The 22,758-nt window shown below is 68.2% G+C and carries 22 protein-coding genes; 7 read left to right on the top strand and 15 right to left on the bottom strand.

The features are described from left to right. Positions 1-2 precede the first annotated feature (2 nt). From DM194_RS23910 to DM194_RS23920, 3 genes are read left to right on the top strand one after another with little or no spacing between them, the layout of a single operon-like run. Positions 3-662, top strand: coding sequence for a CoA transferase subunit A (locus tag DM194_RS23910; RefSeq protein ID WP_111070050.1), 660 nt, complete (start codon positions 3-5; stop codon positions 660-662). 16 nt (positions 663-678) lie between these two features. Further along, positions 679-1,326: a 3-oxoacid CoA-transferase subunit B gene (locus tag DM194_RS23915; protein WP_111070051.1), complete on the top strand. Its 648-nt coding sequence runs from the start codon at positions 679-681 to the stop codon at positions 1,324-1,326. Positions 1,327-1,339: 13 nt separating this feature from the next. Then, positions 1,340-2,128, top strand: a complete 789-nt coding sequence (locus tag DM194_RS23920) for a 3-hydroxybutyrate dehydrogenase (protein ID WP_111070052.1) — start codon at positions 1,340-1,342, stop codon at positions 2,126-2,128. Between the two features lie 71 nt (positions 2,129-2,199). Here the strand turns inward: DM194_RS23920 and DM194_RS23925 are convergent, their stop codons facing one another. The 5 genes from DM194_RS23925 to DM194_RS23945 all read right to left on the bottom strand — a co-directional run bounded on the left by DM194_RS23925 (position 2,200) and on the right by DM194_RS23945 (position 5,815). Further along, entirely contained in the window at positions 2,200-2,508 is a 309-nt protein-coding gene (locus DM194_RS23925) for a ribbon-helix-helix domain-containing protein (RefSeq protein WP_111070053.1), read from the bottom strand. 179 nt (positions 2,509-2,687) lie between these two features. Then, positions 2,688-3,398, bottom strand: coding sequence for a Crp/Fnr family transcriptional regulator (locus DM194_RS23930; RefSeq protein WP_111070054.1), 711 nt, complete (start codon positions 3,396-3,398; stop codon positions 2,688-2,690). 77 nt (positions 3,399-3,475) lie between these two features. After that, positions 3,476-4,228: a TfuA-like protein gene (locus DM194_RS23935; RefSeq protein ID WP_111070055.1), complete on the bottom strand. Its 753-nt coding sequence runs from the start codon at positions 4,226-4,228 to the stop codon at positions 3,476-3,478. After that, positions 4,225-5,496: a YcaO-like family protein gene (locus DM194_RS23940; RefSeq protein WP_111070056.1), complete on the bottom strand. Its 1,272-nt coding sequence runs from the start codon at positions 5,494-5,496 to the stop codon at positions 4,225-4,227. The genes DM194_RS23935 and DM194_RS23940 overlap by 4 nt, the downstream gene beginning before the upstream one ends. Positions 5,497-5,617: 121 nt before the next feature. Beyond that, the gene (locus tag DM194_RS23945; protein WP_111070057.1) at positions 5,618-5,815 is read right to left on the bottom strand and encodes a hypothetical protein; all 198 of its coding nucleotides are present in this window, start codon (positions 5,813-5,815) and stop codon (positions 5,618-5,620) included. Between the two features lie 279 nt (positions 5,816-6,094). On the opposite strand from DM194_RS23945, the gene DM194_RS23950 reads away from it, so the two are divergent. Next, positions 6,095-6,256, top strand: coding sequence for a ribbon-helix-helix domain-containing protein (locus tag DM194_RS23950; protein ID WP_246024622.1), 162 nt, complete (start codon positions 6,095-6,097; stop codon positions 6,254-6,256). Between the two features lie 5 nt (positions 6,257-6,261). On the opposite strand, the gene DM194_RS23955 is transcribed toward DM194_RS23950, so the two are convergent. From DM194_RS23955 to DM194_RS23970, 4 genes are all read right to left on the bottom strand, one after another. After that, a complete protein-coding gene (locus DM194_RS23955; protein ID WP_111070058.1) occupies positions 6,262-9,435 on the bottom strand; it encodes an ATP-binding protein in 3,174 nt (1,057 codons plus the stop codon). A 244-nt stretch (positions 9,436-9,679) separates the two neighbouring features. Continuing rightward, positions 9,680-11,545: a dihydroxy-acid dehydratase gene (gene ilvD / locus DM194_RS23960; protein ID WP_111070059.1), complete on the bottom strand. Its 1,866-nt coding sequence runs from the start codon at positions 11,543-11,545 to the stop codon at positions 9,680-9,682. 199 nt (positions 11,546-11,744) lie between these two features. After that, positions 11,745-12,095, bottom strand: coding sequence for a four-helix bundle copper-binding protein (locus tag DM194_RS23965; protein WP_111070060.1), 351 nt, complete (start codon positions 12,093-12,095; stop codon positions 11,745-11,747). 87 nt (positions 12,096-12,182) lie between these two features. Continuing rightward, positions 12,183-12,713 carry a DUF2934 domain-containing protein gene (locus tag DM194_RS23970; RefSeq protein ID WP_246024564.1) on the bottom strand — a complete coding sequence of 177 codons (531 nt, stop codon included), beginning with the start codon at positions 12,711-12,713 and terminating at the stop codon, positions 12,183-12,185. 268 nt (positions 12,714-12,981) lie between these two features. Here DM194_RS23970 and DM194_RS23975 point away from each other — a divergent pair, with 268 nt between their 5' ends. After that, a complete protein-coding gene (locus DM194_RS23975) occupies positions 12,982-14,610 on the top strand; it encodes a glycosyltransferase family 39 protein (protein WP_111070062.1) in 1,629 nt (542 codons plus the stop codon). On the opposite strand, the gene DM194_RS23980 is transcribed toward DM194_RS23975, so the two are convergent. Beyond that, positions 14,607-15,545 (bottom strand): glycosyltransferase family 9 protein, encoded by a 939-nt coding sequence (locus tag DM194_RS23980; protein ID WP_111070063.1) that lies wholly within the window; start codon positions 15,543-15,545, stop codon positions 14,607-14,609. The genes DM194_RS23975 and DM194_RS23980 overlap by 4 nt on opposite strands. Then, positions 15,542-16,810 (bottom strand): O-antigen ligase family protein, encoded by a 1,269-nt coding sequence (locus DM194_RS23985; RefSeq protein ID WP_246024565.1) that lies wholly within the window; start codon positions 16,808-16,810, stop codon positions 15,542-15,544. The genes DM194_RS23980 and DM194_RS23985 overlap by 4 nt, the downstream gene beginning before the upstream one ends. 455 nt (positions 16,811-17,265) lie before the next feature. Between DM194_RS23985 and DM194_RS23995 the strand changes: the two genes are divergently transcribed. Further along, positions 17,266-18,132, top strand: a complete 867-nt coding sequence (locus DM194_RS23995; RefSeq protein ID WP_111070065.1) for a GNAT family N-acetyltransferase — start codon at positions 17,266-17,268, stop codon at positions 18,130-18,132. Positions 18,133-18,213: 81 nt separating this feature from the next. Here the strand turns inward: DM194_RS23995 and DM194_RS24000 are convergent, their stop codons facing one another. The 4 genes from DM194_RS24000 to DM194_RS24015 form a co-directional block, all read right to left on the bottom strand. Next, entirely contained in the window at positions 18,214-19,089 is an 876-nt protein-coding gene (locus DM194_RS24000; RefSeq protein WP_111070066.1) for a LysR substrate-binding domain-containing protein, read from the bottom strand. Positions 19,090-19,112: 23 nt separating this feature from the next. Beyond that, the gene (locus DM194_RS24005) at positions 19,113-20,135 is read right to left on the bottom strand and encodes a sodium-dependent bicarbonate transport family permease (protein ID WP_111070067.1); all 1,023 of its coding nucleotides are present in this window, start codon (positions 20,133-20,135) and stop codon (positions 19,113-19,115) included. A 147-nt stretch (positions 20,136-20,282) separates the two neighbouring features. After that, positions 20,283-20,555 carry a GNAT family N-acetyltransferase gene (locus DM194_RS24010; RefSeq protein ID WP_111070068.1) on the bottom strand — a complete coding sequence of 91 codons (273 nt, stop codon included), beginning with the start codon at positions 20,553-20,555 and terminating at the stop codon, positions 20,283-20,285. Positions 20,556-20,646: 91 nt separating this feature from the next. After that, complete coding sequence (locus DM194_RS24015) at positions 20,647-21,378, bottom strand: RluA family pseudouridine synthase (protein WP_246024566.1); 732 nt, start codon at positions 21,376-21,378, stop codon at positions 20,647-20,649. 390 nt (positions 21,379-21,768) lie between these two features. Between DM194_RS24015 and galU the strand changes: the two genes are divergently transcribed. Beyond that, positions 21,769-22,638, top strand: a complete 870-nt coding sequence (gene galU, locus DM194_RS24020; RefSeq protein WP_111070069.1) for a UTP--glucose-1-phosphate uridylyltransferase GalU — start codon at positions 21,769-21,771, stop codon at positions 22,636-22,638. Positions 22,639-22,758: the final 120 nt, after the last annotated feature.

Genomic DNA, 22,758 nt, shown 5'->3' on the forward strand with positions numbered 1-22,758 from the left:
TCATGAAGAACAAACTCGTTTCCCTGGAAGAGGCCGTCGCGCTCATTCCCGACGGCGCTTCCCTGCTGATCGGCGGCTTCATGGCCGTCGGCGGCCCCAACCGGCTGGTGGACGAGCTGATCCGCCAGGGCAAGCGCGACCTGACCATCATCGCCAACGACACGGCCCGGCCCAACAACGGCCTGGGCAAGCTGGTGGTGGAGAAGCTGGTGCGCCGCATCGTCACCAGCCACATCGGTCTGAATCCCGAGACGCAGAAGCAGATGATCGCCGGCGCCATCGAGGTGGAACTGGTGCCGCAGGGCACGCTTGCCGAGCGCATCCGCGCCGGCGGCGTCGGGCTGGGCGGCGTCCTGACCTCCACCGGCGTCGGCACCTCGGTGGAGGAAGGCAAGCGCAAGGTCGAGATCGACGGCGTCACCTACCTGCTGGAAATGCCGATCAAGGCCGATTTCGCGCTGGTCGCCGCCAAGCAGGCCGACCTGTACGGCAACCTGACCTACGCGCTGACCGCCCGCAACTTCAACCCGCTGATGGCGATGGCCGGGGCCACCGTGATCGCCGAGGCCGAGGATATCCTGCCGGTCGGCTGCATCCCGCCCGATGCGGTGATGACGCCGTCGGTCCTGGTAGACCACATCGTCACCGCGACGCCGCGCTGATCGGGAGTATCGAGCCATGGATGAAAAGACCCTGATCGCCAAGCGCGTTGCGCTGGAGTTGATGGACGGTGACCTCGTCAACCTGGGCATCGGCCTGCCGACCCTGGTTGCCCGCTACGTCCCCGTCGGACGCCATGTGTTCTTCCAGTCGGAGAACGGCATCCTCGGCATGTCCGGCCCGATCACCGGGGCGGAGAACCACGACCTGACCGATGCCGGCGGCTCGCCCATCTCGGCCCTGCCGGGAGCGGCGTCCTTCGATAGCGCCTTCTCCTTCGGGCTGATCCGCGGCGGCCATCTGGACGTCACCGTCCTGGGCGGCCTGCAGGTGGACCGCGAGGGGCGGCTCGCCAACTGGATGGTACCGGGCAAGATGGTGCCGGGCATGGGCGGGGCGATGGATCTCGTCACCGGCGCCCGCCGGGTGATCGTCGCCATGCAGCACAGCGCCAAGGGCGAACCGAAGATCGTCGAGCGTTGCGCCCTGCCGCTGACCTCGGTCCGCCGGGTCGACCTGGTGGTGACCGACCTCGCCGTCATCGAGCCGACCGACGTCGGCCTCGTCTTGAAGGAAACCGCCCCCGCCGTCACGGTGGAGCAGGTGATCGCCAATACCGGGTGCGAGCTGATCATCGCCCCGGATCTCCGTCCCATGCCGCTCTAAAAGGTAAAGAACAATGACCAATCTGAAGGGGAAGGCCGCGCTCGTCACTGGGTCCACCAGCGGGATCGGCCTCGGAATCGCACGGCAGCTGGCAGGCCAGGGCGCCGACCTGATGCTGAACGGTTTCGGCGACGCCGCCTACATCGCCGATCTGTGCCAGTCGCTGTCGGCGGAGTTCGGCGTGCGTGTCGCCCATAACGGCGCCGACATGTCGAAGCCCGAGGAGATCGAGGCGATGGTCGCCGCCACCGAGGCGGCCTATGGCCGGCTGGACGTGCTCGTCAACAATGCCGGCATCCAGCATGTGGCGCCGGTCGACGCCTTCCCGGTGGAGCGTTGGGACGCGGTGATCGCCATCAACCTGTCGGCCGTCTTCCACGGCACCCGCGCGGCGTTGCCGGGCATGAAGGCGCGCGGCTGGGGCCGGGTCATCAACATCGCCTCGGTGCACGGCCTGGTGGCGTCGGTCAACAAATCGGCCTATGTCGCCGCCAAGCACGGCGTGATCGGCCTGACCAAGGTGACGGCGCTGGAACTGGCGGAGACCAACATCACCTGCAACGCCATCTGCCCGGGCTGGGTGCTGACGCCGCTGGTGCAGAAGCAGATCGATGCGCTGGCCGCCTCGCGCAACCTGTCGGTGGAGGAAGCCGGACGCGAACTGCTGAGCGAGAAGCAGCCGTCGAAATCCTTCGTCACGCCGGAACAGCTGGGTGAACTGGCGGTGTTCCTGTGCTCGGACGCGGCCGGCAACATGCGCGGGGTCGCACTCACCATGGATGGCGGCTGGACCGCCCAGTAAGGCGGCGCTTCCGATGTCTCAGGGTGGGGGTGGGCCGAACTGCCCGCCCCTTCCCGGACGCCCGGGCCTTCTCAGCTTTCGCTGGTGGCGGGAACCTTGTCGAAGGGGGTGGCGATGAACGGGCGGCCCTGGCCGTGACCGGCGCGGGCATGGCCGCGTTCGGTCGCAGCCTGCCGGAAATAGCCGACCACGAAGACGCGCAGTGCGTTCGCGAGCGATACGCCGGACTGGGAGGAATGGCGGCCCTGCTGTTCCATGCGGTCGCGGACATCCCCGCACAGCTCTTCCACCGTCAGGTCTTCCCGCTCGGAGATCTCCGCGAGCCCTTCCCAGTAGGATGGCTCCAGACGGATGGAGACCTCGCGGCCGGACAATTTCATGGTGCGGGAGACCAGGGAGGCGACACCAGAAAGTTGATATACTCGCGACCTGTTGTTCCCATCGCTCGACATTTTATCGAATCCTCGTCCTGCCCTTGCGGTTGCCCCCACCGCGCGCCCACTATAACGCGACCATAACCGGCTTTGGGAACAAAACTTTCGGCTTGTTAGGACTCTCCCTAGGGAGTCCTTTCGGGATCCCCGGCCATGTCCTTGAGCAAGGCCAGATCGTTGATGACGATGAAGCCTTTGGCATAGGTCACTGCGCCGGTTTTGCGCAGGGCGCCGAGACACTTGTTCACCATTTCGCGGGTGACGCCCAGCATGTTGGCGAGTGCTTCCTGCGACAGCGGCAAGGTCAGGCGCAAGCCGGCCGGGGTCGGCTGTCCGTAGCTGTCCGACAGCAGCAGCAACCTGCGGGCGAGCCGGCGCGGGACATCGTGGAAGACGGCATCCTCGATGTTCTCGGACACCCAGCGCAGCCGGTCGCACAGGACCACCATCATGCTGGTGCACAGGCGGGGGTGGCGTTCCAGGAAGGGAATGAAATCGGCCCGGTCGATGCGGTAAAGCTCGACCGGGCGCAGGGCGACGGCGGCGGCCGTGCGTTCCCGGCCGTCGATCAGGCCGATCTCTCCCAGGACATCGCCGGCCTCCAGGATGTTCAGCAGCATGGTCTTGCCATCCGCCGATGAGGTCCGGATGGCGATCTGGCCCTTCAATACGGCGAACAGGCTGTCGCCGGGATCGCCCTTGTCGAAGATGATCCGGTCGGCATCGAAGCGGACGATACGGCCCAGCCCCAGCATTTCCGCCATTTGCCCGACGTCGAGTTCTCCGAGCAGGCGGTTGCGCCTCAGCACCGCCGCCACATCCACAGGCGCGTTCATCCATCCGTCCCGGCACGGTTTCACGCCGCGGCGGCGATGGTCGCCACCCCGGCGCGATCAATCTACCGGAAACGCACCTACATCGCGAGAGGTACCGCATCCCGCAGAGCGCGTTCCCAAAGGACGGTCCGTTCGAAATGGAAACGGGCTTCCGGCGCCGCATCGTTGCCGGTGGGACGGCCCAGGCTTCGTGCCATGCTGCGCAGCATGGTCTTGGCATCGTCGCGCTTCTGGTCGAAGCGGCCCTGCGGCAGCCAGCCGCGGAAAGCCGCCAGCTCGTCCGCCGGCAGCCCGATGTCGCCGCCCAGCCGCAGCATCCTGCCATAGCCGCGCTCGCGGTAGGGCAGTTCCTTGGCGATGGATTCCAGGCGCAGGGAGGTTCCGGCGGTCAGCACCCGGTCGGCCACCGCGTCGGACAGGGTGCGGCGGATGTTGACCATCGCCTCGGACAGGGCGGTGTAGCCCAGCTCGGCCGGGCCGTGGATCACCGCGACCTCGTCGTCGTCCTCCAGCCGGCCGTCGCGGAACGCCTCGAAGATGGCGCCGACGCCGATCATGCCGAAGGGATACAGCTCCGCCGCGCGCAGTGCCCCCATGCTGGAGGCGCCGAACACCGGGATGCCGGCATGGATGGCGTAGAGGATTTCCTTGTGCCAGACCGACGGCACGCTTTCGAAGAAGCCGTCGATGATGCCGATGGCCGCCGGCTTCTCAGCGCACAGACGCAGCACGTCGCCCTGGGCGACCGGCGGCAGGTAGGTGGCGTCCAGCTCCCGCTCCGCATCCTCGCGCGGCAGGGTGGGGCCGAGGAAGACATAGACGCCGCTCATGCCGCCTTCTCCATGGCTTGGGCGCCGAGCACGCGCAGGCCGCGTTCGCCCAGCAGGTAATCGGGGGATTCGTCGGCACCCTCCAGCCCCGGCACGACGACGCGCACGACGGGGATGCCGAATTCGGGCTTGGTCAGGTCGACCGCCACCGCCTCCTGGATGCCGACGGCGCGCAGCCGGTCGAGCTGGTGGGCGAGGTCGGCCTCGATGGTGGGGGCAGTGCTGGTCGGGCAGTGATGGAAGGAGCGCCGGCCGGCGCCATCGACGATCATCGCCTTCCAGCGGGCATGGTGGGCCGGGTCGAGGTGGCGCTCGTATTCGGCACGGGGCATGTCGTCGCGGGCGCCGGCGATGAACGTCAGGCGGCTCTGCGCCGCCTCGGTCAGGGCGCGGGACAGGGCGATCTCGCGCGCCACATGGCAGCCCATGCCGGTGGCCGGGCGGATGGAGTGCTGTGGCAGCTCCTCGCGCTCGACGATGCGGCAGAGGAAGCCGGGCAGGCCGACGTCGCTGGTGGTCTCCCACACGCCGACGGCGACGCCCGCCGCTTCGAACCGGTCGATCAGCGAGCGGCAGACCGGATCGTCGATGCTGTCCAGGTCGATGCGGGTCGCCGCCTGGGCAACCGGATCCTGCAGGCGCCACAGGGTGGTCGCATCGCGCTCCACCAGTTCGGTGACGGCGTGGCTGATCGCCTCGACCTTGTGGTTGCCCGACGCCAGACCGTTGGAGCCGGCCAGGAAGGCGCCGTGGCCGGGGGCCATCGGTACGGTGAAATTCAGGTGGACCATCTCGAACGGAACCCATTTCGGGCCGCCGTTCAGCAAATCCTGCCCCTCGATCCACAGGATGGGGCTGTTGGGGTTGAAGCTGCCGGTCGACAGTCGGGGCAGGCGGTCGACATCCACCACCGGGTGGGTCCAGCGCAGCTCCTCGAAGCTGGCGAACTTCAGCGGCAGAGTGATGCGTTCGGCGTGATAGCTCTCGATCGATTCCATGACCCCCGACGCCTTGGCGGCGGCGAGCGTCACCCCCTTGCCCTGCGACACCGAGATGGAGCGCGAGTTCGGCCGCGTCACCATCACCACCGGAATGCCGACGGCATCCAGTCCGGTGACGTTCGCGACCCGGGTGATCCCCATGATCGGCAGGAACGGGGCGACCCGAGCCAGGGTCTGTTCGGGCGCCATGACCCGGTGGGTGCCGACCGTGTGAGCCTTCACCGCATCCGAAACGGAGGCTTTGACATCGAGCAGATCGAAGGGCATCGCGGCTTGTCCGGGGCGGAGGAAAATCGAGAGGGTGCGTCCCGTTCCCGGGTCCGTGGCCGGTCAGCGCCTGAAGCGGTGCCGGTGGCCACGGTCCGAAGAACCGGAACCGGGAACCCGATCAGGCGCCCGGAGCGATCATGGTGCGGGCAGCTTCATGATCTGCGGTTTCGAAGCCGGCGCGGTCACCGGAACGGACATGGGTGCGAGCGGTGGCGATGGCGGCGTCGGCGATTTCCGTAACGCCATGAGCTGTCACGGCATAGAGACGACCGTCAGCGCCACGGATCATCGAAGCCTGGGAGATCGACATATTCATGAGAGTGCCCTTCAAGTGTGTGTGGCTGATGTACCAACTCTTCACATGCGAAGGGATGCTCCGCTGTGAAGAACTTCACAGTGCTTGAGGTTGGGCCAGTGTAGTGGTCGCGGGCGACGACATCAATCCGTCCAGCATTAGGAGCGGCCTATGCATTTTCAAAGGAAATCCTTATTTGATGTGACATATGGCACCGATCTGCGTAGCCTGATGGTTTGGCCGTCAGTGGTCTCCCGGACCATTCCTCTTACGGATCGCCGTGCAAAGCTGCGCTTGGAAATGGCAATCTGGAGTGGATTGGACGAAATTGCGAAAAAAGAAGAACGACCTGTCCGTGAACTCTGTCAAGAAGTCGATTCTTCTCGACCGACAACGATGCCGTTGACTAACGCAATCCGCAGTTATGTGCTCGATTATTTCCGGAGGTCCGATTTCCGCTAAAAATTTTATGAAACTAAATGGGAGGTCGCTTCTTGCCTTTCGAACTTCAAGCCCTTCCCCGCCAATATCCTGGCGCATCTATTGGCGGTACGGGTCAGAGACAGAATCCGTGCATTTCGTTCCGCAAGCTCTAAAGCCTGCCGTGAACCTTCGGCACCGTTATTCATTGCGAAGGCCATTTCCGCGTCCAGCGCATCTGCCTTTGCGAGATAGCCGATCCTGCCCGATGCTGATGCCGACTGTTTGACAAGCGCTGCCTGTTTTCTTGCTTGTTCCAGCTCCCCTATCAGGTGGTGTGTCTCGGCCAGCCAAAGATGGACCTGACTGATATAGGCATTGACCCGCTCTTGTTCGGCGATCGCCAACGCTTGCTCGAAGAGCGTCAGCCCATTATTGGCTCTGCCGATCAGCACGTTTGCATAGGCAACGGCTCCCAACAAAAATGGCTTATGAAGTTTTGAGTGCGTCAGTTCGCAGATATCAAGCGCGGTTTCGAGATAAGAAATTGACTCTCTCGCTTTCCCCAACAACAGATACGACCAACCCATATGCTCATAAGCGTAGAGTCTGGAAAAATTGTGATTGCTTGCATCTGCAGCCTCAACAGCTTCAATGGCCGTACTGATAGCTTCGCTCTCATAGCCAATTTCGGCACAATTTCTTGCGAGATTGGCACAAACTCCAACTTTGCCGATCACAGCAAGTCCGAATCGTTCATGGAGGCAGTTTGGGGGTAGCATTTCGCGCGCAGACCGCAGCACGTTGTACCCATCGAGATAAAGACCTTTTTCCGCTAATATTCCGCCCAGCCTTCCAAGAAGTTGTATCTGTATTCTGCGATCAAAGCTTCCATCATTGGCAGCAAGCCCTTCGCGAATGAAATGAATGGCTCTGTCTATATTGCCGTTTGACCACTCAACTGCGGCAAACATAGACGACGCCCGCGCATAGCGGCGCGGATCTCCCACAGAAATTGACAGCTTCCGAGCTTCGTCCAGCAGTTGGCCGGTATCGGTGAAGCCGCGCGGCATTCTGGCTCGTGCTAACGAAATGGAAGTGTCAATCCGTTGAAACGGCTTGCGCGGCCGATCTGGGCAACGATTCAGTGCATCCAACGCGTTTCGGTAATGCCGGCTCGCATCCTCCAGCCGGGAGCGCAACTCCGCCCGTACGCCGGCGCGGCGGCCGAACAGGTGGGCGGCCGGCCAGCTTTCCGCCATGAAGGCATGGTGGGCCAGCAGATCCAGGCGGTTCGGCAGGTCGTGGTCGCGGCGGTGGCGCAGCGCCTCCAGAACACGGGCATGCAGGGCCCGGCGGTCGGATTTGGTCAGGGTGGCGTAGGCGACCTCCTGGATCAGCGCGTGCTTGAAGGAATATTCCAGGTTGGGCAGCAGGCGGGTGCGCAGCACGAAGCCGGCGCGCTCCAGATAGGCGAGGCAGTCGGACAGCTTCGTCATCGGCATGCCGGCCAGGGCCTGGAGCAGTCCGACGTCGAACGTCGTACCGATCACCGCCGCGTTCATCAGCAGCCGGCGCCGCTCCAACGACATCAGGTCCATGCGTTCGGCCAGCAGGGCGTGCAGCGTGCGCGGCAGCCGGTGGACCACCAGCGGATCGATCAGGCGGTAGGCGCCCGGTGTGCCCTCGATGGCGTTGGTGGCCTCCAGCGTGCGCAGGACCTCCTCCAGATAGAGCGGGACGCCCTGACAGCGGGCGGCGACCTGGGCCTTCAGTTCGACCAGCGACCAGTCCGGTCCCAGCCAATGCGCCAGGAAGCTCTGCACCTGTTCCGCCGACAGCATGCCCAGTTCCATACGCCGGCCGCCCGCCCGGCCGTTCCAGCCCTGCTCCTGCGACTCGGGCCCCAGCGGCGGCGGCCGCCGGGTGGCGAGCAGCAGCAGGCGGGAGCCGGAGCCCGGCAGCGCTTCCGCCAGCCGTTCGAGAAGCCGCACCATCACCGGCCGCGCCCAATGGGCGTCCTCGACAAGAACCAGCAGCGGCCGGCCGACGACGCCGTCCATCGCCTCGTCGGCGGCCTCGACGCCGTCGCGGCACCGGAGCGGAGCCGCCAGTTCCAGCGTCGCGCCCACCAGCCCCTCGATCCCCAGCGACAGGTGCTGCGCGGCGTCCAGGCCGGTCCATAGCGGGTCCAGGCTCGGCCGGCCGAACAGGGCGCGCACCGCGTCGCCGGACAGCGAGCCGGAACGGCGCGAGGCCGCTTCGCAAACCCAGTCGATCCCCTGTTCGCTGGCGCAGCCGGCCACCTGCTCCGCCAAGCTCAGCGCCACCGCCTCCAGATCGTCCGGATCGGCCAGCCGCCGAATCGGCATCTGCGGCCATTGCAGCAGGGTCCAGCGCCGGCTGCGCGGGTCGCGCAGGAATTCGCCCACGAGGCGCGACTTGCCGATCCCGGCCTCTCCCTGCAGCAGGAGCTGAACCGGTGTCCCGCCCTCCACCGCATCGGCCATTGCGAACAGGGCCGCGACCTCCCGCTCCCGGCCGATACAGGGGGCATTGGTGGCGGACAGGAGGTCGGTGGCGGTGCGGCGCACGGCGCGGGCCCCGTCGAGCAGGAAGGCCGGCATCGGCTCCACCTCCTCCGATAAGCGGAGGCTTCCCATCGGGCGCACCGCGACGCCGACCGGGATCAGGTCCAGCGTGTCGCGGGTGAGTTGGGCGGTGTCGGAAGCGGCGCGCTGCTGCAGCTTGGCCGCCATATGCACGCATTCGCCGACCGCCCGGTAATCCGTCCACAGGCCGTTGGTCACCACATGGGCGACCGCGTCGCCGGAACTGATGCCGATGCGGATGTGGAAGAGCGGGCGGCCCTGTTCGTCGCGGGTGGCGCCGAGGATGTCCTGGGCGGCCAGACAGGCGCGCAGGGCGTGGTCCTCCTTGGCGCCTGGAGCGCCGAAGGTCGCCAGAAAGCCGTCGCCCAGCATCTGGGTCACCGTGCCCTCGAAACGCGGCACCGCCTCCGTCACCCGGTTCAGGATGGACAGGAGCAGGTCGTCGGCGTCTTCCGGATCGCGGCCGGCAACCATGGCGGAGGAGCGGACGATGTCGACGAACATCGCCGTCACCACCTTGCGTTCGCGCGGCTTATCGACGGACAGGCGCGATGCATCCTGTCCGGGACCGCCGTCGTCGGTCGCTGTGCTCCACATGGCGTCCGCCATGCCCGCCCCCCTCGCGAATATCGCGCGGGCATATTAGAGCATGTATTTCGAATTTTGCGAACATCCGAGCGATGCGGCACTCCAGAAATTCGCGCAGCCGGAAGGTGGCATATCCCCGTATGTAGTTCTGCCTCAAAAAGAAAGCGCCGCGACTTGCGCGGCGCCTCGATTGTTACTTGTGATGCATGTTCGACGTGCCTGACTCGGAGAGATACGACACGAGTGCAGGCGGACGGTGCCCCGTTCAGCGGCGGACGGCGATACTCTCCACCTGTGTCACGTCGCGCACGGCGCCGCGGTCGGCGCTGGTGGTCAGGGCGGCGTAGGCGCGGAGTGCCGGGGAGACCACGCGCTCGCGGCTGGCCGGCTTCCAGGCATCGAGGCCCTTGGCGTTCATCTCGTCGCGGCGGCGCTGCATCTCTTCATCGCCGACAGCGAGGCGGATGATGCGGTTGGGGATGTCGATCTCGATCCGGTCGCCGTCCTGCACCAGGCCGATGGCGCCGCCCTGCGCCGCTTCCGGCGAGACGTGGCCGATCGACAGGCCCGAGGTGCCGCCGGAGAAACGGCCGTCGGTGACCAGCGCGCAAGCCTTGCCCAGTCCTTTCGACTTCAGGTAGCTGGTCGGGTACAGCATTTCCTGCATGCCGGGGCCGCCGCGCGGACCCTCGTAGCGGATGACCACCACCTCGCCCGCCTTGACCACGTCGCCCAGGATGCCGGCGACGGCGTCGTCCTGGCTTTCGAAGACGCGGGCCGGGCCGGCGAAGACGAGGTTGGAGGCGTCGACGCCCGCCGTCTTCACGATGCAGCCGTTCTCCGCGATGTTGCCGTACAGCACGGCCAACCCGCCGTCCTGGCTGAAGGCGTTCTCGGCCTTGCGGATCACGCCCTTCTCGCGGTCGAGGTCGAGCTCGGGCCAGCGGCGCTCCTGGCTGAAGGGGACGACCGTCGGGATGCCGCCGGGCGCGGCGCGGTACAGGGTGTGGACGGCGGAATCCTGGGTACGCATCACGTCCCAGCGGTCCAGCGCCTCTCCCAGCGTCGGGGCATGGACGGTCGGAGCCTCGCGGTTCAGCAGGCCGGCGCGGTCCAGTTCGCCCAGGATGCCGAAGATGCCGCCGGCGCGATGCACGTCCTCGATGTGGACGTCGGACACCGCCGGGGCGACCTTGCAGACGTTGGGGACGCGGCGCGACAGCCGGTCGATGTCGGCCATGGTGAAGTCGATGCCGCCCTCCTGCGCCGCGGCCAGGATGTGCAGCACGGTGTTGGTCGAGCCGCCCATGGCGATGTCCAGCGTCATCGCGTTTTCGAACGCCGCCTTGCTGGCGATGCCGCGCGGCAGGGCGGTGGCGTCCTCCTCCTGATACCAGCGGCGGCAGAGGTCGACGGCGAGGCGGCCGGCGGCCAGGAACAGCTCCTTGCGGTCGGCATGGGTGGCCAGGATGGTGCCGTTGCCGGGCAGCGACAGGCCGAGCGCCTCGGTCAGGCAGTTCATCGAGTTGGCGGTGAACATGCCGGAGCAGGATCCGCAGGTCGGGCAGGACCCGCGCTCCATCTCCGCCGCCTCCTCGTCGGAGACGGTCGGGTCGGCGGCGGCGACCATGGCGTCGATCAGATCGACCGACTTGACCTTGCCGCGCCAGTTGACCTTGCCGGCCTCCATCGGGCCGCCGGAGACGAAGACCGCCGGGATGTTCAGCCGCATCGCGGCCATCAGCATGCCGGGGGTGATCTTGTCGCAGTTGGAGATGCAGACCAGCGCGTCGGCGCAATGGGCGTTCGCCATGTATTCGACCGCGTCGGCGATCAGCTCGCGCGAGGGCAGGCTGTAAAGCATGCCGCCATGGCCCATGGCGATGCCGTCGTCCACCGCGATGGTGTTGAACTCCTTCGCCACGCCGCCGGCCTTCTCGATCTCGCGCGCCACCAGCTGCCCCAGATCCTTCAGGTGGACGTGGCCGGGAACGAACTGGGTGAAGGAGTTGGCGATGGCGATGATCGGCTTGCCGAAATCGCCGTCCTTCATGCCGGTCGCCCGCCACAGGCCGCGCGCGCCCGCCATGTTGCGGCCATGGGTGGAGGTGCGGGAACGGTAGTGCGGCATGGATCGGTCCTCAGCTGGTCGATTTCGGCGAGTTGGCGAAAGGAATGGAACGAAATGGCTGGGCACCTTAGCAATCTCCTGTCGCGGACGCCAGAGGCGCGACAGCGGTGTTGCCCTGCCATGCACGCCGTGAGGACTGCGGCGGCGGAGGGCGCGGGGACGTGCTTTGCGTGAGGGGAATCCTGACGGCCGCCGTCCGTTACGCGGTCATCCGCGACATCGCCCGGCAGCTTTCGGCACAGCGGCGGCACATGTCGGCGCAGCGCCTCATCATCGGGTCGTCGGACATGCGGTCGCAGTCGTCGGCGCAGGCCGCGCAGATCTCGGCACAGGCGCCGCAGGTGAGATGATGGAAGCGGGAGCCGCGGATCATGAAATCGGCACTGGCGCGGCAGATGTCGACGCAGTCCAGCATCAGGCGGATATGTCCGGCCTCCGCATGCGCACCGCCCTTGCCCAGGCAATACGCGACGGTTTCAAGGCAGATCGTATGGCAGTCGGTGCAGTCGCGGATGCAGTCGTCCATCGACGGCACGGCTGGGGCGGACATGATCGGTCCTCCGGGGAAGGTCGCAGGATAGACCTGCCAACCGGCCCCGGCGCCGCAGGGTTCCGAAATCGAATGCGGGTTTTGGCCTCAGCCGGCCGGAGCGGTCTTGCCGTTGTCCTTCTTCGCGGCGCGCGGCGGCTTGACGGAAGCAGTCTTGGCGGACGGAGATTTTGCAGACGGAGTCTTGGCTGCCGAAGCCTTGGCGGCGGATTTCGCCGGGGACTTCGCCGCAGGAGCTTTGGCAGGCTCGGGGGCCGGTTCGGGGGCCGGCGTCTCCTCCGCCGGGCTTGCTGCGGCTTTCGACTTGCCAGGCGGCTTGGCGGAGGCCTTCGCCTTGGGTGCCGCGGCGGTGTCAGGCCGGGCTTCCGCCGGGGCGTTCGCGACCTCCGACAGCGATTCGGCGGCGGCGCGGGTGCTCTTGCCCGAGGTTTTGGAGGTGCCGGCCTTCCTGCGCGACCCGGCGACCTTTTCGGTCGGCTCCAGCGCACCGGCCCCGCGGATTTCCGCTTCCGCCTGCGCCCAATGGTCGGCATCGCGGCCGTGCGGGTGGCCTTCGCTTTCCCACAGCTCATGGGCACGGCGTCGGATACGCTCCTGGATATCGTCGGTATCGGCCATCGAGTCCCCCATTTGTCTGCGCGGCGGGTCTGCCATACCGTATTTTGTGGCAGCGGCCCGTCAACATTGCAAAGCCACTCCTGTGAGGCACCACGAAAGAGGCGGAGACTCCCGACGCCGCCGTTCCATGAGGGCAACACCGTGGAATCGGAGTGGTTCCCGCAGGGAACGGGGAGACGGTTTTCGGGCGGGACGGCAGACGGTTCCCAACCGGCGCATTCCATGCCACAAGGCGCCCGCCGACCTGAACCGTGAGCGCAGGAAGCCGATGAAGCCCGTTCCCTCCACCGCCAGCCCGTCCCTTCTCGACCGCGTCGCGGCGGCGCCCTGGTGGCTGCTTTGCGCCGGTTTGGCCGCGGCGATGGCGCTGTCGATCCTGCTGGTGGGTTTCCGGCTGCCCTACTGGGTGCATTCGGACCAGGATCTGGTGCTGGCCTATCATGGGCTTCTGTTCGGTGACGGGCTGCCGCAGGAGTACTTCGACCATCCCGGCTACGGCTATTTCCTGGTGATCGACGTCTGGTACCGGCTGCTGCACGCGCTTGGATTCCTGCCGGTCGCCAGCCTGTCGGCCCTGCCGCCGGGCAGCGACGTCGCGGCGACGCAAGCCGCATGGCAATCGCTGATCCAGGCCGGGCGGGCGCTGTCGATCCTGCTGACCGCCGCCTTCGCCGTCAGCTACACCACCCTGCTGCGCGGGTTGGTGGACGACCGGCGGGTGGCGCTGCTGGCCGGCATCCTGCTGGCCTTCGGCGTCGGGCTGACGGCGCAGGGGCGGCAGATGCGCACCGACCTGCTGTCGGCCGGCTTCGTCGTGCTGGGACTGCTGCTGGTCCTGCGGGCGGTACGGCCGGCCGATGGCCGCCCGTGCGATGGCGCGTCGCTCATTCGGTTGGCGTCGGGCGGTCTGCTGGTCGGGCTCGCCATGGTGACCAAGGTGCAGGCGGTGTTCCTGGCGATGGGGCTGCCGGTGGCGGCGATCCTGTTCGGGCGGCGGGCGGAGACTGATTTCCCATCGGGCAAGGGGAAGGGCTGGGGCGTCGCGGCGCTGGTCGGGCTGCTGGCGGCGGCTGCGGCGGTGCCGGCCTTCGCGCTGATCCAGGCCGGGCTGGCCGGCTGGGGGCGGGCGGTCTACCCCTACACCCCCGTCGGCGGGCTGTCGGGCGGCGGCTATCAGAGCATCGTCGCCGGCTGGGTGCTGGTCGGCATCCTGGTCCATGCGGTGGTGCATCGGGTGCCGGCGAGCCGGGCGGCGGCCGGGGCGGCGGCGGTGCTGCTGGGGCTGTCGGTCGGGCTGCTGGCGCTCGACATCCGCTGGAACGAGCAGAACGCCATCGCCGTGGCGAATTTCGTCGAGCACATGTTCGTCTTCTCCTCCTGGCGGCATGGCGCGACGCTCAACGACCAGGGGAGCGTGGTCGGGCAGGGGACGCTGGGACTTCTGCTGGCCGGCATCGGCCGCACGCTGGCGATCCGCACCATCGTCCTCCACCCCGACAACATCCCGCAGACCATCGTCGTGGAGTGGTTCGCCATCGCCGGGGCGGTGGTGCTGTGGCGGCGCGGGCAGAGACTGGCAGCGGCGCAGGCGCTGTTCCTGCTGCTGGTGGCGTGGGGGCTGGAGGCGCTGTTCTCGCTGCGCGGATTCCAGCGCGCCTATGCCGCCTACACCGACCCGCTGGCGATTCTGTCCGCCGCCTGGGTGCTGGCGCGGATGCCGGAGCTGCTGGACCGGGCGAAGCCGCGGCGCTGGATCCTGGCGGGCGTGGCGTTGGTGGTGGCGGCGGCCCATGCCTGGCCGGTCATCGAGACCCGCCGCCTGCCCAACCCGGTGACCCATTGCGAATGGATCCCGATCTACATGCCCAAGGTCGAGCCGTTTCCCTTCTGCCGTTAGGCCCCCGCCTCTCCGCGGGCGCGGTCCAGCGCCTCGATTACGCCGGCGCTGTCGATGTCGGCGAAGTCGGGACGGTGGTGGATCAGCACGCGCGGGCCGGTGCTGTGGATCGGGTTGGAGGCGTCGGAGAAGACGACCACGGTGGGACAGCCGACCGCGGCGATCAGATGGGTGGGGCCGGTGTCGTTGCCGACCGCCCCCCAGGCCCGGCGGGCCAGCCCGCCCAGTTCCGGCACGCTGGTGCGGTCGGTCAGGTCGACCGCCTGCGGGCAGGTGTCCGCAATCGCGCGGGCGAGGTCGCGCTCGATGCCCGTGCCGATCACCGCCGGCACGATGCCGCGCTCCGCCAGTGCCGCCGCCACCTCGGCATAGCGGCGCACCGGCCAGCGCTTGTCCGGCCGTCCGGGGGAGGAGCCGGGGACCAGCAGGGCGAAGCGCTCCGGCAGGCCGAACTTCGAGATGTCGGCGTCGAGCCAGGACAGGTCCGGCGCCTCGTCCGGCACGATGCCGAAGGGGGCGAGCTGGCGGACATAGCGCTCGCGCACCGGCACCTTGCGCCGTCCCTCGTAACGGTCGGGATGGCTGGCGCCGCGGGCGGTGCCCGACCATTCCGGCCAGGGGCCGGGGAACAGCAGCCGGTGGTACAGGTCGGTGCGCGTCTGCGCCTGGAGGTCGTAGACCCGGTCGAAGCGGTGGGCGCGCAGCGTCCTGCGGATCGCCAGATAGGCCGACAGCGAGCGGTCGCGCGGATCCTCCAGCACCTCGTCGAACAGGCCGCTCATGCGGGCCAGCGGGGCGAGCGAGGGCAGGGTCAGCAGCGTCACCCGGTCGCCGGCATGATGGCGGCGGATGGCGGCGAAGGCGGTCTGGGCCAGGAAGAAGTCGCCGAAGGCGCCCAGCTTGATGACCAGGATGCGGAGCGGACGCTTGCTCATCGTGTCTGTTCCCCGATACGGGCGGCCAGCCGCAGCATCAGCGCGGCGGCAAGGAAGCCTGACATCCACCAGGGCTGCCAGATGCCGTAGGCGGTGCTGCCCATCGCCAGCGCCGAGGCGAACAGCGCCAATGCGAAGGGCTGGGCGCGGCGGTCGAGCCGCGCGGTGGCGGCCAGCAGCATCAGCAGCACGGCCAGCACCAGCGCCGCCCCCACCGCCCCGGTTTCCAGCCAGACCTGAAGGAAGGCGTTGTGCGGATGCAGCGGCAGCAGGCTGTCGCCGATCGGCGAGAATTCCGACACCGCCCCTTCCGGCGGCAGGGAGCGTGAGGCGTCGATGCCCTGGCCGAAGACAGGGGTGCGCAACGCCCGTTCCGCCGCATGGCCCCAGATCTCCACCCGGTGCTGGGCGGAGCGGAACAGCAGGCCGGAATTGTCGAGATCGAGCGGGCCGGAGAACAGCAGGGCGGCCGGCAGCACCAGCAGGAAGGCTGCCGTCACCGCGGCGGCGAACAGCCGGCGGGTCCAGCGGGCGGAGGCGCGGGCGGCGGCTAGCGTCGCCAGCCCGGCGGCGATGCCCAGCATGGCCGACCGGCTGGTCAGCGGCAGGCAGGCCAGCGCATAGCCCGCCGGCAGCAGCAGCGCCAGCGCCCGGCGTCCGTAGCGGTCCACCGCCAGGGCGGCCGGCCAGACCAGCAGGCAGAGCAGCGCCGCCGTCCGCTTCGGCACATTGCCGTTCAGCAGGTTGGGCAGCTGGTCGTCGGGGACTCCGTTCCACCAGCGGTTCAGCGGGAAGTCCAGCGCCGCCTCCGCCGCGAACAGCAGCCCGCCGGCCAGCCCGCCGGCCAGGAACAGCCCGGCCAGCCGCCGCACCTCCGGTCCCGGCAGCCCGGCGATCCAGGCGCCGCCGGCCAGCGCCCCCAGCGCGATGTAGCCGATCTCCCCCACCGTCGCCGCCGCGCGGTCGGACGGGCTCCACAGCGAGGAGGCCAGCGCCAGCGCCAGGAAGGCGGCGACCGCCGCGACCGCAGGAGTCAGCCGCAGGATGCGCCCGAACGCGCCCTGCCGCGCCAGTCCCGCCAGCGACAGCACGAGCACCAGGATCGCCCACACCGGCAGCCCGCGCGGCGCGACCGCGGCGACAGGCCCCAGCAGCAGGGCGGCGGCCCCGGCCAGCACCCGCGGCACGGCATCGACCCCGCCAGCGGCGGGCGCCGAGGTCGGGTCGGGGCGGGGCGTCGTGAGGTCCGGGGAGTTGGCGGGCATGGACTCGGAGAGGATCAGCGGAAACCGGCGGGGACTTAACCGCACTCCCGCCGCGAAAGCAACGGCGCGCGGCCTGCGGCGCAGAGGCGCCGGATGGGACATTTGGAACGCCGTGAAACAGGATGACGGGTGGCGTTCCACTGTTTCAACCGATGGCGGAGCGGCACGGGAGCGGTGCCGGACTGAACGTTTGAAACGCGGTGAAACAGGATTTCGGGGGGTGTTCCATCGTTTCATCCGGCGGCGGAGCGGCGGCAGGGTGGTGCATGGCGGTCCCTTCCCGGCGATTTTCGGGATGATATTCCTATCATGGATGCCGGGCTGTGGGAAAAGGGTGGGTGAAAATTGCGCGCGACTACCTCTCGCGCTCCGGGGAAGAGGGGATCCTTTCCGTGCCGCAAGCTGACGGTTACGCTGTGTCTCGCGGTGGGCGCCTGTTTGGAGGAGTCGCGGAGATGCAGGGGAACGAAGAGCAGGGGACGGACGGTTACCGGATCCGCGTGATGAGCCGGGCCGAACTCGATCTGGCCGTCGACTGGGCGCGGGCGGAGGGCTGGAACCCCGGCCTGCACGATGCCGGCGCCTTCCATGCCGTCGATCCGGCGGGCTTTCTGGTCGGACTGCTCGACGGCCGGCCGGTGGCCTCGCTGTCCGTCGTGCGGTATCCGGGGAGCTTCGGCTTCCTCGGCTTCTACATCGTGCGGCCGGAGGCGCGCGGGCGGGGCCATGGCTGGCGGCTGTGGCAGGCGGGGCTGCGCTATCTCGAAGGCTGCACCGTCGGCCTCGACGGCGTGGTCGCCCAGCAGGAGAACTACCGCAAATCCGGCTTCGCGCTGTCCCATCGCAACATCCGCTTCGGTGGCGGCATCCCGGACGGCGGAGAGGCGCGGACCACGCTGGTGGACGCGAACACGGTGCCCTTCGACCGGCTGACGGCGCTGGATGCGGAACTGTTCCCGGCGCCGCGCCCCGGCTTTCTCGCCAACTGGATCGCCCTTCCCGGCGCCACGGCGCTGGCGGCGGTGAGGGATGGCGAGGTGACGGGTTTCGGGGTGATCCGGCCTTGCCACAGCGGCTGCAAGATCGGCCCGCTCTATGCCGCCGATGCCGGGGTGGCGCGGGATCTGGTGGTGGCGCTGGGCCGGGCGGCCGGCGAGGGGCCGGTGTTCCTCGACGTGCCGGAACCGAACGGGGCCGGATTGCGGATGGCGGAGGAGTTGGGTCTGTCGCCGCAGTTCGAGACGGCGCGGATGTATCTGGGGCCGGCGCCGGTGACCGATCCGGCGCGGGTGTTCGGGATCACGAGCTTCGAGTTGGGCTAGACAATATTGCTTGGGCCCCCTCGTTCCGCGTGTGAATCCTGAATCGATACACCTTCGGAACCAAGCCTTTCCAATCGTCTGTCACCCCGCCGTCTTCTCCAGCGAGCGGATGATGTGTTCGGCCAGCAGGTCCGCCGCCTTGGGCTGGGGGCCGGGCTGACGGTAGAGGGCGATTTCGATGTCGGGCAGGGCGGGCAGGCCGTGTTCGGCGTTCACGATGCGGAAGCCGGGGGCCAGCATGTCCTTGGGCAGGATGGTCACCCCCAGCCCGGCGGTCACCGCCGCCTTGATGCCGGCGAGGCTGGGGCTGGTGTAGGCCATGCGCCAGGGACGGCCGCGGGCGTCGAGCGCGTCGATGGCGCGCTTGCGGTGGATGTCCGGCGGCGGGGCGAGGACCAGCGGGACCGGGGCGCCCGCGTCGAGGATCAGGCGGTCGGAGGCCACCCAGAACAGCGGCTCGCGCCAGACCTTCACGCCGCCGGCCGGACCCTGCGGCTCCCGCTTGCACAGCACCAAATCGTATTCGCCGCGGGCGAAGCGGTCGAGCAGGTTGACGGTGAAGTCGCACTGAACCTCCAGCGCCACCTGGGGATGGGCGCGGGAGAAGCGCCACAGCACGTCGGGCAGATGGGTGGTGGCGAAATCCTCCGGCGTGCCGAGGCGCACCACGCCGCCCACCTCCGGCTCCATCAGCAGGGCGCAGGCCTCGCCCGCCATGCCCAGCAGGCGGCGGGCGTAGGTCAGCAGTACCTCGCCGTCGGGGGTCAGGTCCAGGCCGCGGCCCTCGCGCAGGAACAGGCGCTTGCCCAGCCCGTCCTCCAGCCGCTTGATCTGCAGGCTGATGGTGGACTGGGTGCGGCCCAGCCGCTCCGCCGCCCGGGTGAAGCCGCCGCTGTCCACGATGGTCACGAAGGTGCGCAGCAGGTCGAGGTCGAAGGGCGGCAGCGGGGCGGGCATGGCGGTGGTTCCGGCTCGGCCGGTCAGGTCAGCACCGCCCGGCTCACTGCGAGGTAGAGTGGAATACCGACGAGGATGTTGAAAGGAAATGTGATGCCCAGCGACAGCGGAAGCGACAGGCCCGGCTCCGCCGTCGGCAGGGCATGGCGCAGCGCCGCCGGCACCGCGATGTAGGAGGCGCTGGCGCACAGCGTCACCAGCAGGGCGGCGTCGCCGAGGCCGAGCCCCAGGGCCGAGGCGGCGGCAAGGCCGATGCCGGCGCCGATCAGCGGCATGGCGATGCCGAAGGCGACCAGCCGCGGGCTGAGCGAGGCCGCTTCCCGCAGGCGGGAGGTGGCGAGATAGCCCATTTCCAGCAGGAACAGGCACAGCACGCCGTCCCAGGGGGCGATGAACAGGCCGTGCAGGCTCTGCAGGCCGGGCTTGCCGATGACGAGGCCGACCAGCAGCGACCCGGCCAGCAGCAGGACCGAGCCGTTGAAGGCCGCCTCGCGGATCGCGTCCTTGATCGAACCGCCCTGGTCCGGCCCGCCGCGGCCCGCGTCGCCGAGCGGGACCGGCATTGTGCCGCCGTTTCCGCCCGCCGCGGCCCCGGACACCATCCCGGTGGCGCCGGCCAGCAGCAGGCCGCTGACGATGGCCGGGGCTTCCATGATCGCCAGCGCCGCGACCATGTGGCCGCCGAAGGTGACGCCCTGGCTTTCCAGCAGCTTGGTGGCGGTGACGAAGGTGACGAGGCTGACCGATCCGTAATGGGCGGCGACGGCGGCCGAATTGACCTGATCCAGCCCGACCGCCGAGCGCAGCAGGGCGAAGCCCAGGATCGGCATCAGCAGGCTGAGCAGCCCCGCCGTCAGCAGCAGCGGCAGCACGGAGCCGACATCGGCGCCGGCCAGCGCGACGCCGCCCTTCAGGCCGATGGCGACCAGCAGATAGGCGGCGAGCGCCTTGCCGAATCCTTCCGGGAATGGAATGCGCGCCCCGGTCAGCGCGATCGCGGCTCCGAGGCCGAAGAACAGAATCGGTGCGGACAGCAGCGCGTCCATAATGGATCATCCCTCGTCAAGATCGCTGGTGCGGGTTTTGCCGCACTGCGGCAACCCATTGGGCGGACGCTAACGAGGGATGGCCTTCATGGGAAATTGATAGTTTTCGGGGCTTCCATTGATTTTCTCAATGGGAGGCGGAGGGCCTCACGCCAGCAGGTCGTCCTGCCGGTTGCGGCGCATCCACATGGCGGCGTAGCTGCACAGGGGCACGATCTTCAGCCCTTCGGCGCGGGCGGCCTCCATAACGCCTTCCATCAGGCGGCCGGCGGCGCCGGTGCCGCGCAGCGAGGGCGGGGCCTCGACATAGGAAATCACCAGCGTCCCTCCGTTGCGGCGGTAATCGGCGTAGACCGTCTGGTTGCCGACCGCCAGTTCGAACCGGTTCATGGCTTGGTTGTCGGTGACCGCCTGTCCCATCCTGATCGCTCCGTCGGTTGTGGGGTTCTCGACCTCTAACAGTGGAATGCGTCGAACAGGGCGGCAGCCCTCCTTTTGCGTGGAAACTCCCTTATCCGCCCGGCCAGCCGCAGGCCGACAGAGCGTCCCTCATATGCGCCGGCGCTGGGGCGGCGGCATCGACCGCCGCATATTCGAAGGCCATGCGGAATGCGACGGAGCGGGCCAGCAGGTGCAGGGTGCCGGGGGGCAGGCGTTCGGGGCCGTAGAAGGGCTCCCCCACCAGCGGACAGCCGATGGCGGCGCAATGGACGCGGATCTGGTGGGTGCGGCCGGTGCGCGGGCGAAGCTCCAGCCAGGAACGGCCATCGGCGCTGGTGCCCAGGACGCGGTATTCGGTGACCGCCGGCTGCCCGGCCGGATCGGGCAGGATGGTCCAGGAGGAGCGGCCGGCCCCCGCGGCGGATTTGGGTTCGATACGCTTCAGCAGCGGCAGGTCGATCACCCCGGATTCGGCCTTCGGGATGCCGTCGGCGACCGCCCAATAGGTCTTCTCCACATGGCCGGCGGCGAACATCTGGCCGAGACGCTTCAGCGCCCAGGGGGTGCGGCCCAGGATCAGGCAGCCGGCCGTGTCGCGGTCCAGCCGGTGGGCCAGCTTCGGCGGCTCCCCGTCCGGTCCGCCGAGGAAAGGCAGGTAAAGCTCCAGATGGTCGGTGATGCGTCCGGCCTTGTGGACGGCCAGGCCGGCCGGCTTGTCGATGACGAAGCAGAGCTCGTCCTGGTGGAGCACGCGGGCGCGCAGCGAGTCGGGGGTCATGGCGCGCAACATGGCCGCCGCCATGCCTCCCGCGCAAGGGCCGTGAACCGCATGACCCACGGATTGCGGGCGGGCTCAGCGATGGCGGCGGGATGGACCGCTGCCGGCAGCGGCACGGTGTCGCGCCTTTGATTTTCCAACCTTTTACAATCGATACTGCCTATGAGAAAGGTCCGGGGCGGCGTCGGACCTTGCGGATAAAGACCGGACTGAACGAGGACATTCGGCCGGTTTTCATTTGATTTCGGCCGCCAGGACTAGCCTTTTGCCCGGTCTCGGAAGGTTTGTTGCGCAGTCGGGGAAGGCGTGGCAGAAAGCCCGTAACCACGGTAGTGCTTCCGCCGGCTCCGCTTGCGGTCGGGCAATGCCGTGGAACCATGGATTTGACTTCGCCTCAACCACAAGAGACGTCCAATGCGGAAACCCGTGCGCAAGGTGGTGTTCCCGGTCGCCGGTCTCGGCACGCGCTTCCTGCCGGCCACCAAGGCAATCCCGAAAGAGATGCTGCCCCTGGTCGACCGCCCCCTGCTGCAGCACGCCGTCGAAGAGGCGCGCGCCGCCGGCATCGAGGATTTCGTTTTCGTCACCGGCCGTTCCAAGCGCGCCATCGAAGACCATTTCGACGCCGACACCGAACTGAACCGCACGCTTGAGGAGCGCGGCAAGATGGACGCGCTGGAGGAGGTCCGCCACAGCGAGATCGCCCCCGGCCGCTGCTTCTACACCCGCCAGCAGGTTCCGCTGGGCCTCGGCCACGCCGTCTGGTGCGCCCGCGCCCTGATCGGCAACGACCCCTTCGCCATCGTGCTGCCCGACGACTTCGTCCAGGGCAAGACCCCCTGCCTGAAGCAGATGGTCGAGGCGTATGAGGAGGTCGGCGGCAACATCGTCGCCGTCGTCGACGTGCCGCGCGAACGCACCAGCAGCTACGGCATCCTGGACGTCGAGAAGGACGACGGCCGTCTGGCCACCGTCCGCGGTCTGGTGGAGAAGCCGAAGCCGGCCGAAGCGCCCTCGACCCTGTCGATCATCGGCCGCTACATCCTGCAGCCGGAAATCTTCGACCATCTGGAAAAGCAGCAGCGCGGCGCCGGCAACGAGATCCAGCTGACCGACGCCATGGCCAAGCTGATCGGCAACCAGCCTTTCCACGGCCTGCGCTTCGAAGGCACCCGCTACGACTGCGGCGACAAGGTCGGCTTCATCGAGGCGACGCTTGCCCACGCGCTGAACCGGCCGGACATGGCCGACAAGGTGCGCGAGATGCTGCGCAAATATTGCTGACCGACGGGCAGCATCCCTGATGCCGCGCCCGCCCCGTCCCCTGATCCGGACGGCGGCGGGCACGTGCGTTTGGACCGACGCATTCAAAAAGAACCGGCCGCGCGAACAAGGCCGGACGTG

Source organism: Azospirillum ramasamyi, assembly GCF_003233655.1.
GTDB classification, from domain to species: Bacteria; Pseudomonadota; Alphaproteobacteria; order Azospirillales; family Azospirillaceae; genus Azospirillum; species Azospirillum ramasamyi.

Bases quoted from the DNA above. Each gene is read 5' to 3' on its own strand.
- DM194_RS23910 (WP_111070050.1), top strand. From the start codon at position 3: ATGAAGAACAAACTCGTTTCCCTGGAAGAGGCCGTCGCGCTCATTCCC.
- DM194_RS23915 (WP_111070051.1), top strand. From the start codon at position 679: ATGGATGAAAAGACCCTGATCGCCAAGCGCGTTGCGCTGGAGTTGATG.
- DM194_RS23920 (WP_111070052.1), top strand. From the start codon at position 1,340: ATGACCAATCTGAAGGGGAAGGCCGCGCTCGTCACTGGGTCCACCAGC.
- DM194_RS23925 (WP_111070053.1), bottom strand. From the start codon at position 2,508: ATGAAATTGTCCGGCCGCGAGGTCTCCATCCGTCTGGAGCCATCCTAC.
- DM194_RS23930 (WP_111070054.1), bottom strand. From the start codon at position 3,398: ATGAACGCGCCTGTGGATGTGGCGGCGGTGCTGAGGCGCAACCGCCTG.
- DM194_RS23935 (WP_111070055.1), bottom strand. From the start codon at position 4,228: ATGAGCGGCGTCTATGTCTTCCTCGGCCCCACCCTGCCGCGCGAGGAT.
- DM194_RS23940 (WP_111070056.1), bottom strand. From the start codon at position 5,496: ATGCCCTTCGATCTGCTCGATGTCAAAGCCTCCGTTTCGGATGCGGTG.
- DM194_RS23945 (WP_111070057.1), bottom strand. From the start codon at position 5,815: ATGAATATGTCGATCTCCCAGGCTTCGATGATCCGTGGCGCTGACGGT.
- DM194_RS23950 (WP_246024622.1), top strand. From the start codon at position 6,095: ATGGCAATCTGGAGTGGATTGGACGAAATTGCGAAAAAAGAAGAACGA.
- DM194_RS23955 (WP_111070058.1), bottom strand. From the start codon at position 9,435: ATGGCGGACGCCATGTGGAGCACAGCGACCGACGACGGCGGTCCCGGA.
- ilvD (WP_111070059.1), bottom strand. From the start codon at position 11,545: ATGCCGCACTACCGTTCCCGCACCTCCACCCATGGCCGCAACATGGCG.
- DM194_RS23965 (WP_111070060.1), bottom strand. From the start codon at position 12,095: ATGTCCGCCCCAGCCGTGCCGTCGATGGACGACTGCATCCGCGACTGC.
- DM194_RS23970 (WP_246024564.1), bottom strand. From the start codon at position 12,713: ATGGCCGATACCGACGATATCCAGGAGCGTATCCGACGCCGTGCCCAT.
- DM194_RS23975 (WP_111070062.1), top strand. From the start codon at position 12,982: ATGAAGCCCGTTCCCTCCACCGCCAGCCCGTCCCTTCTCGACCGCGTC.
- DM194_RS23980 (WP_111070063.1), bottom strand. From the start codon at position 15,545: ATGAGCAAGCGTCCGCTCCGCATCCTGGTCATCAAGCTGGGCGCCTTC.
- DM194_RS23985 (WP_246024565.1), bottom strand. From the start codon at position 16,810: ATGCCCGCCAACTCCCCGGACCTCACGACGCCCCGCCCCGACCCGACC.
- DM194_RS23995 (WP_111070065.1), top strand. From the start codon at position 17,266: ATGCAGGGGAACGAAGAGCAGGGGACGGACGGTTACCGGATCCGCGTG.
- DM194_RS24000 (WP_111070066.1), bottom strand. From the start codon at position 19,089: ATGCCCGCCCCGCTGCCGCCCTTCGACCTCGACCTGCTGCGCACCTTC.
- DM194_RS24005 (WP_111070067.1), bottom strand. From the start codon at position 20,135: ATGGACGCGCTGCTGTCCGCACCGATTCTGTTCTTCGGCCTCGGAGCC.
- DM194_RS24010 (WP_111070068.1), bottom strand. From the start codon at position 20,555: ATGGGACAGGCGGTCACCGACAACCAAGCCATGAACCGGTTCGAACTG.
- DM194_RS24015 (WP_246024566.1), bottom strand. From the start codon at position 21,378: ATGGCGGCGGCCATGTTGCGCGCCATGACCCCCGACTCGCTGCGCGCC.
- galU (WP_111070069.1), top strand. From the start codon at position 21,769: ATGCGGAAACCCGTGCGCAAGGTGGTGTTCCCGGTCGCCGGTCTCGGC.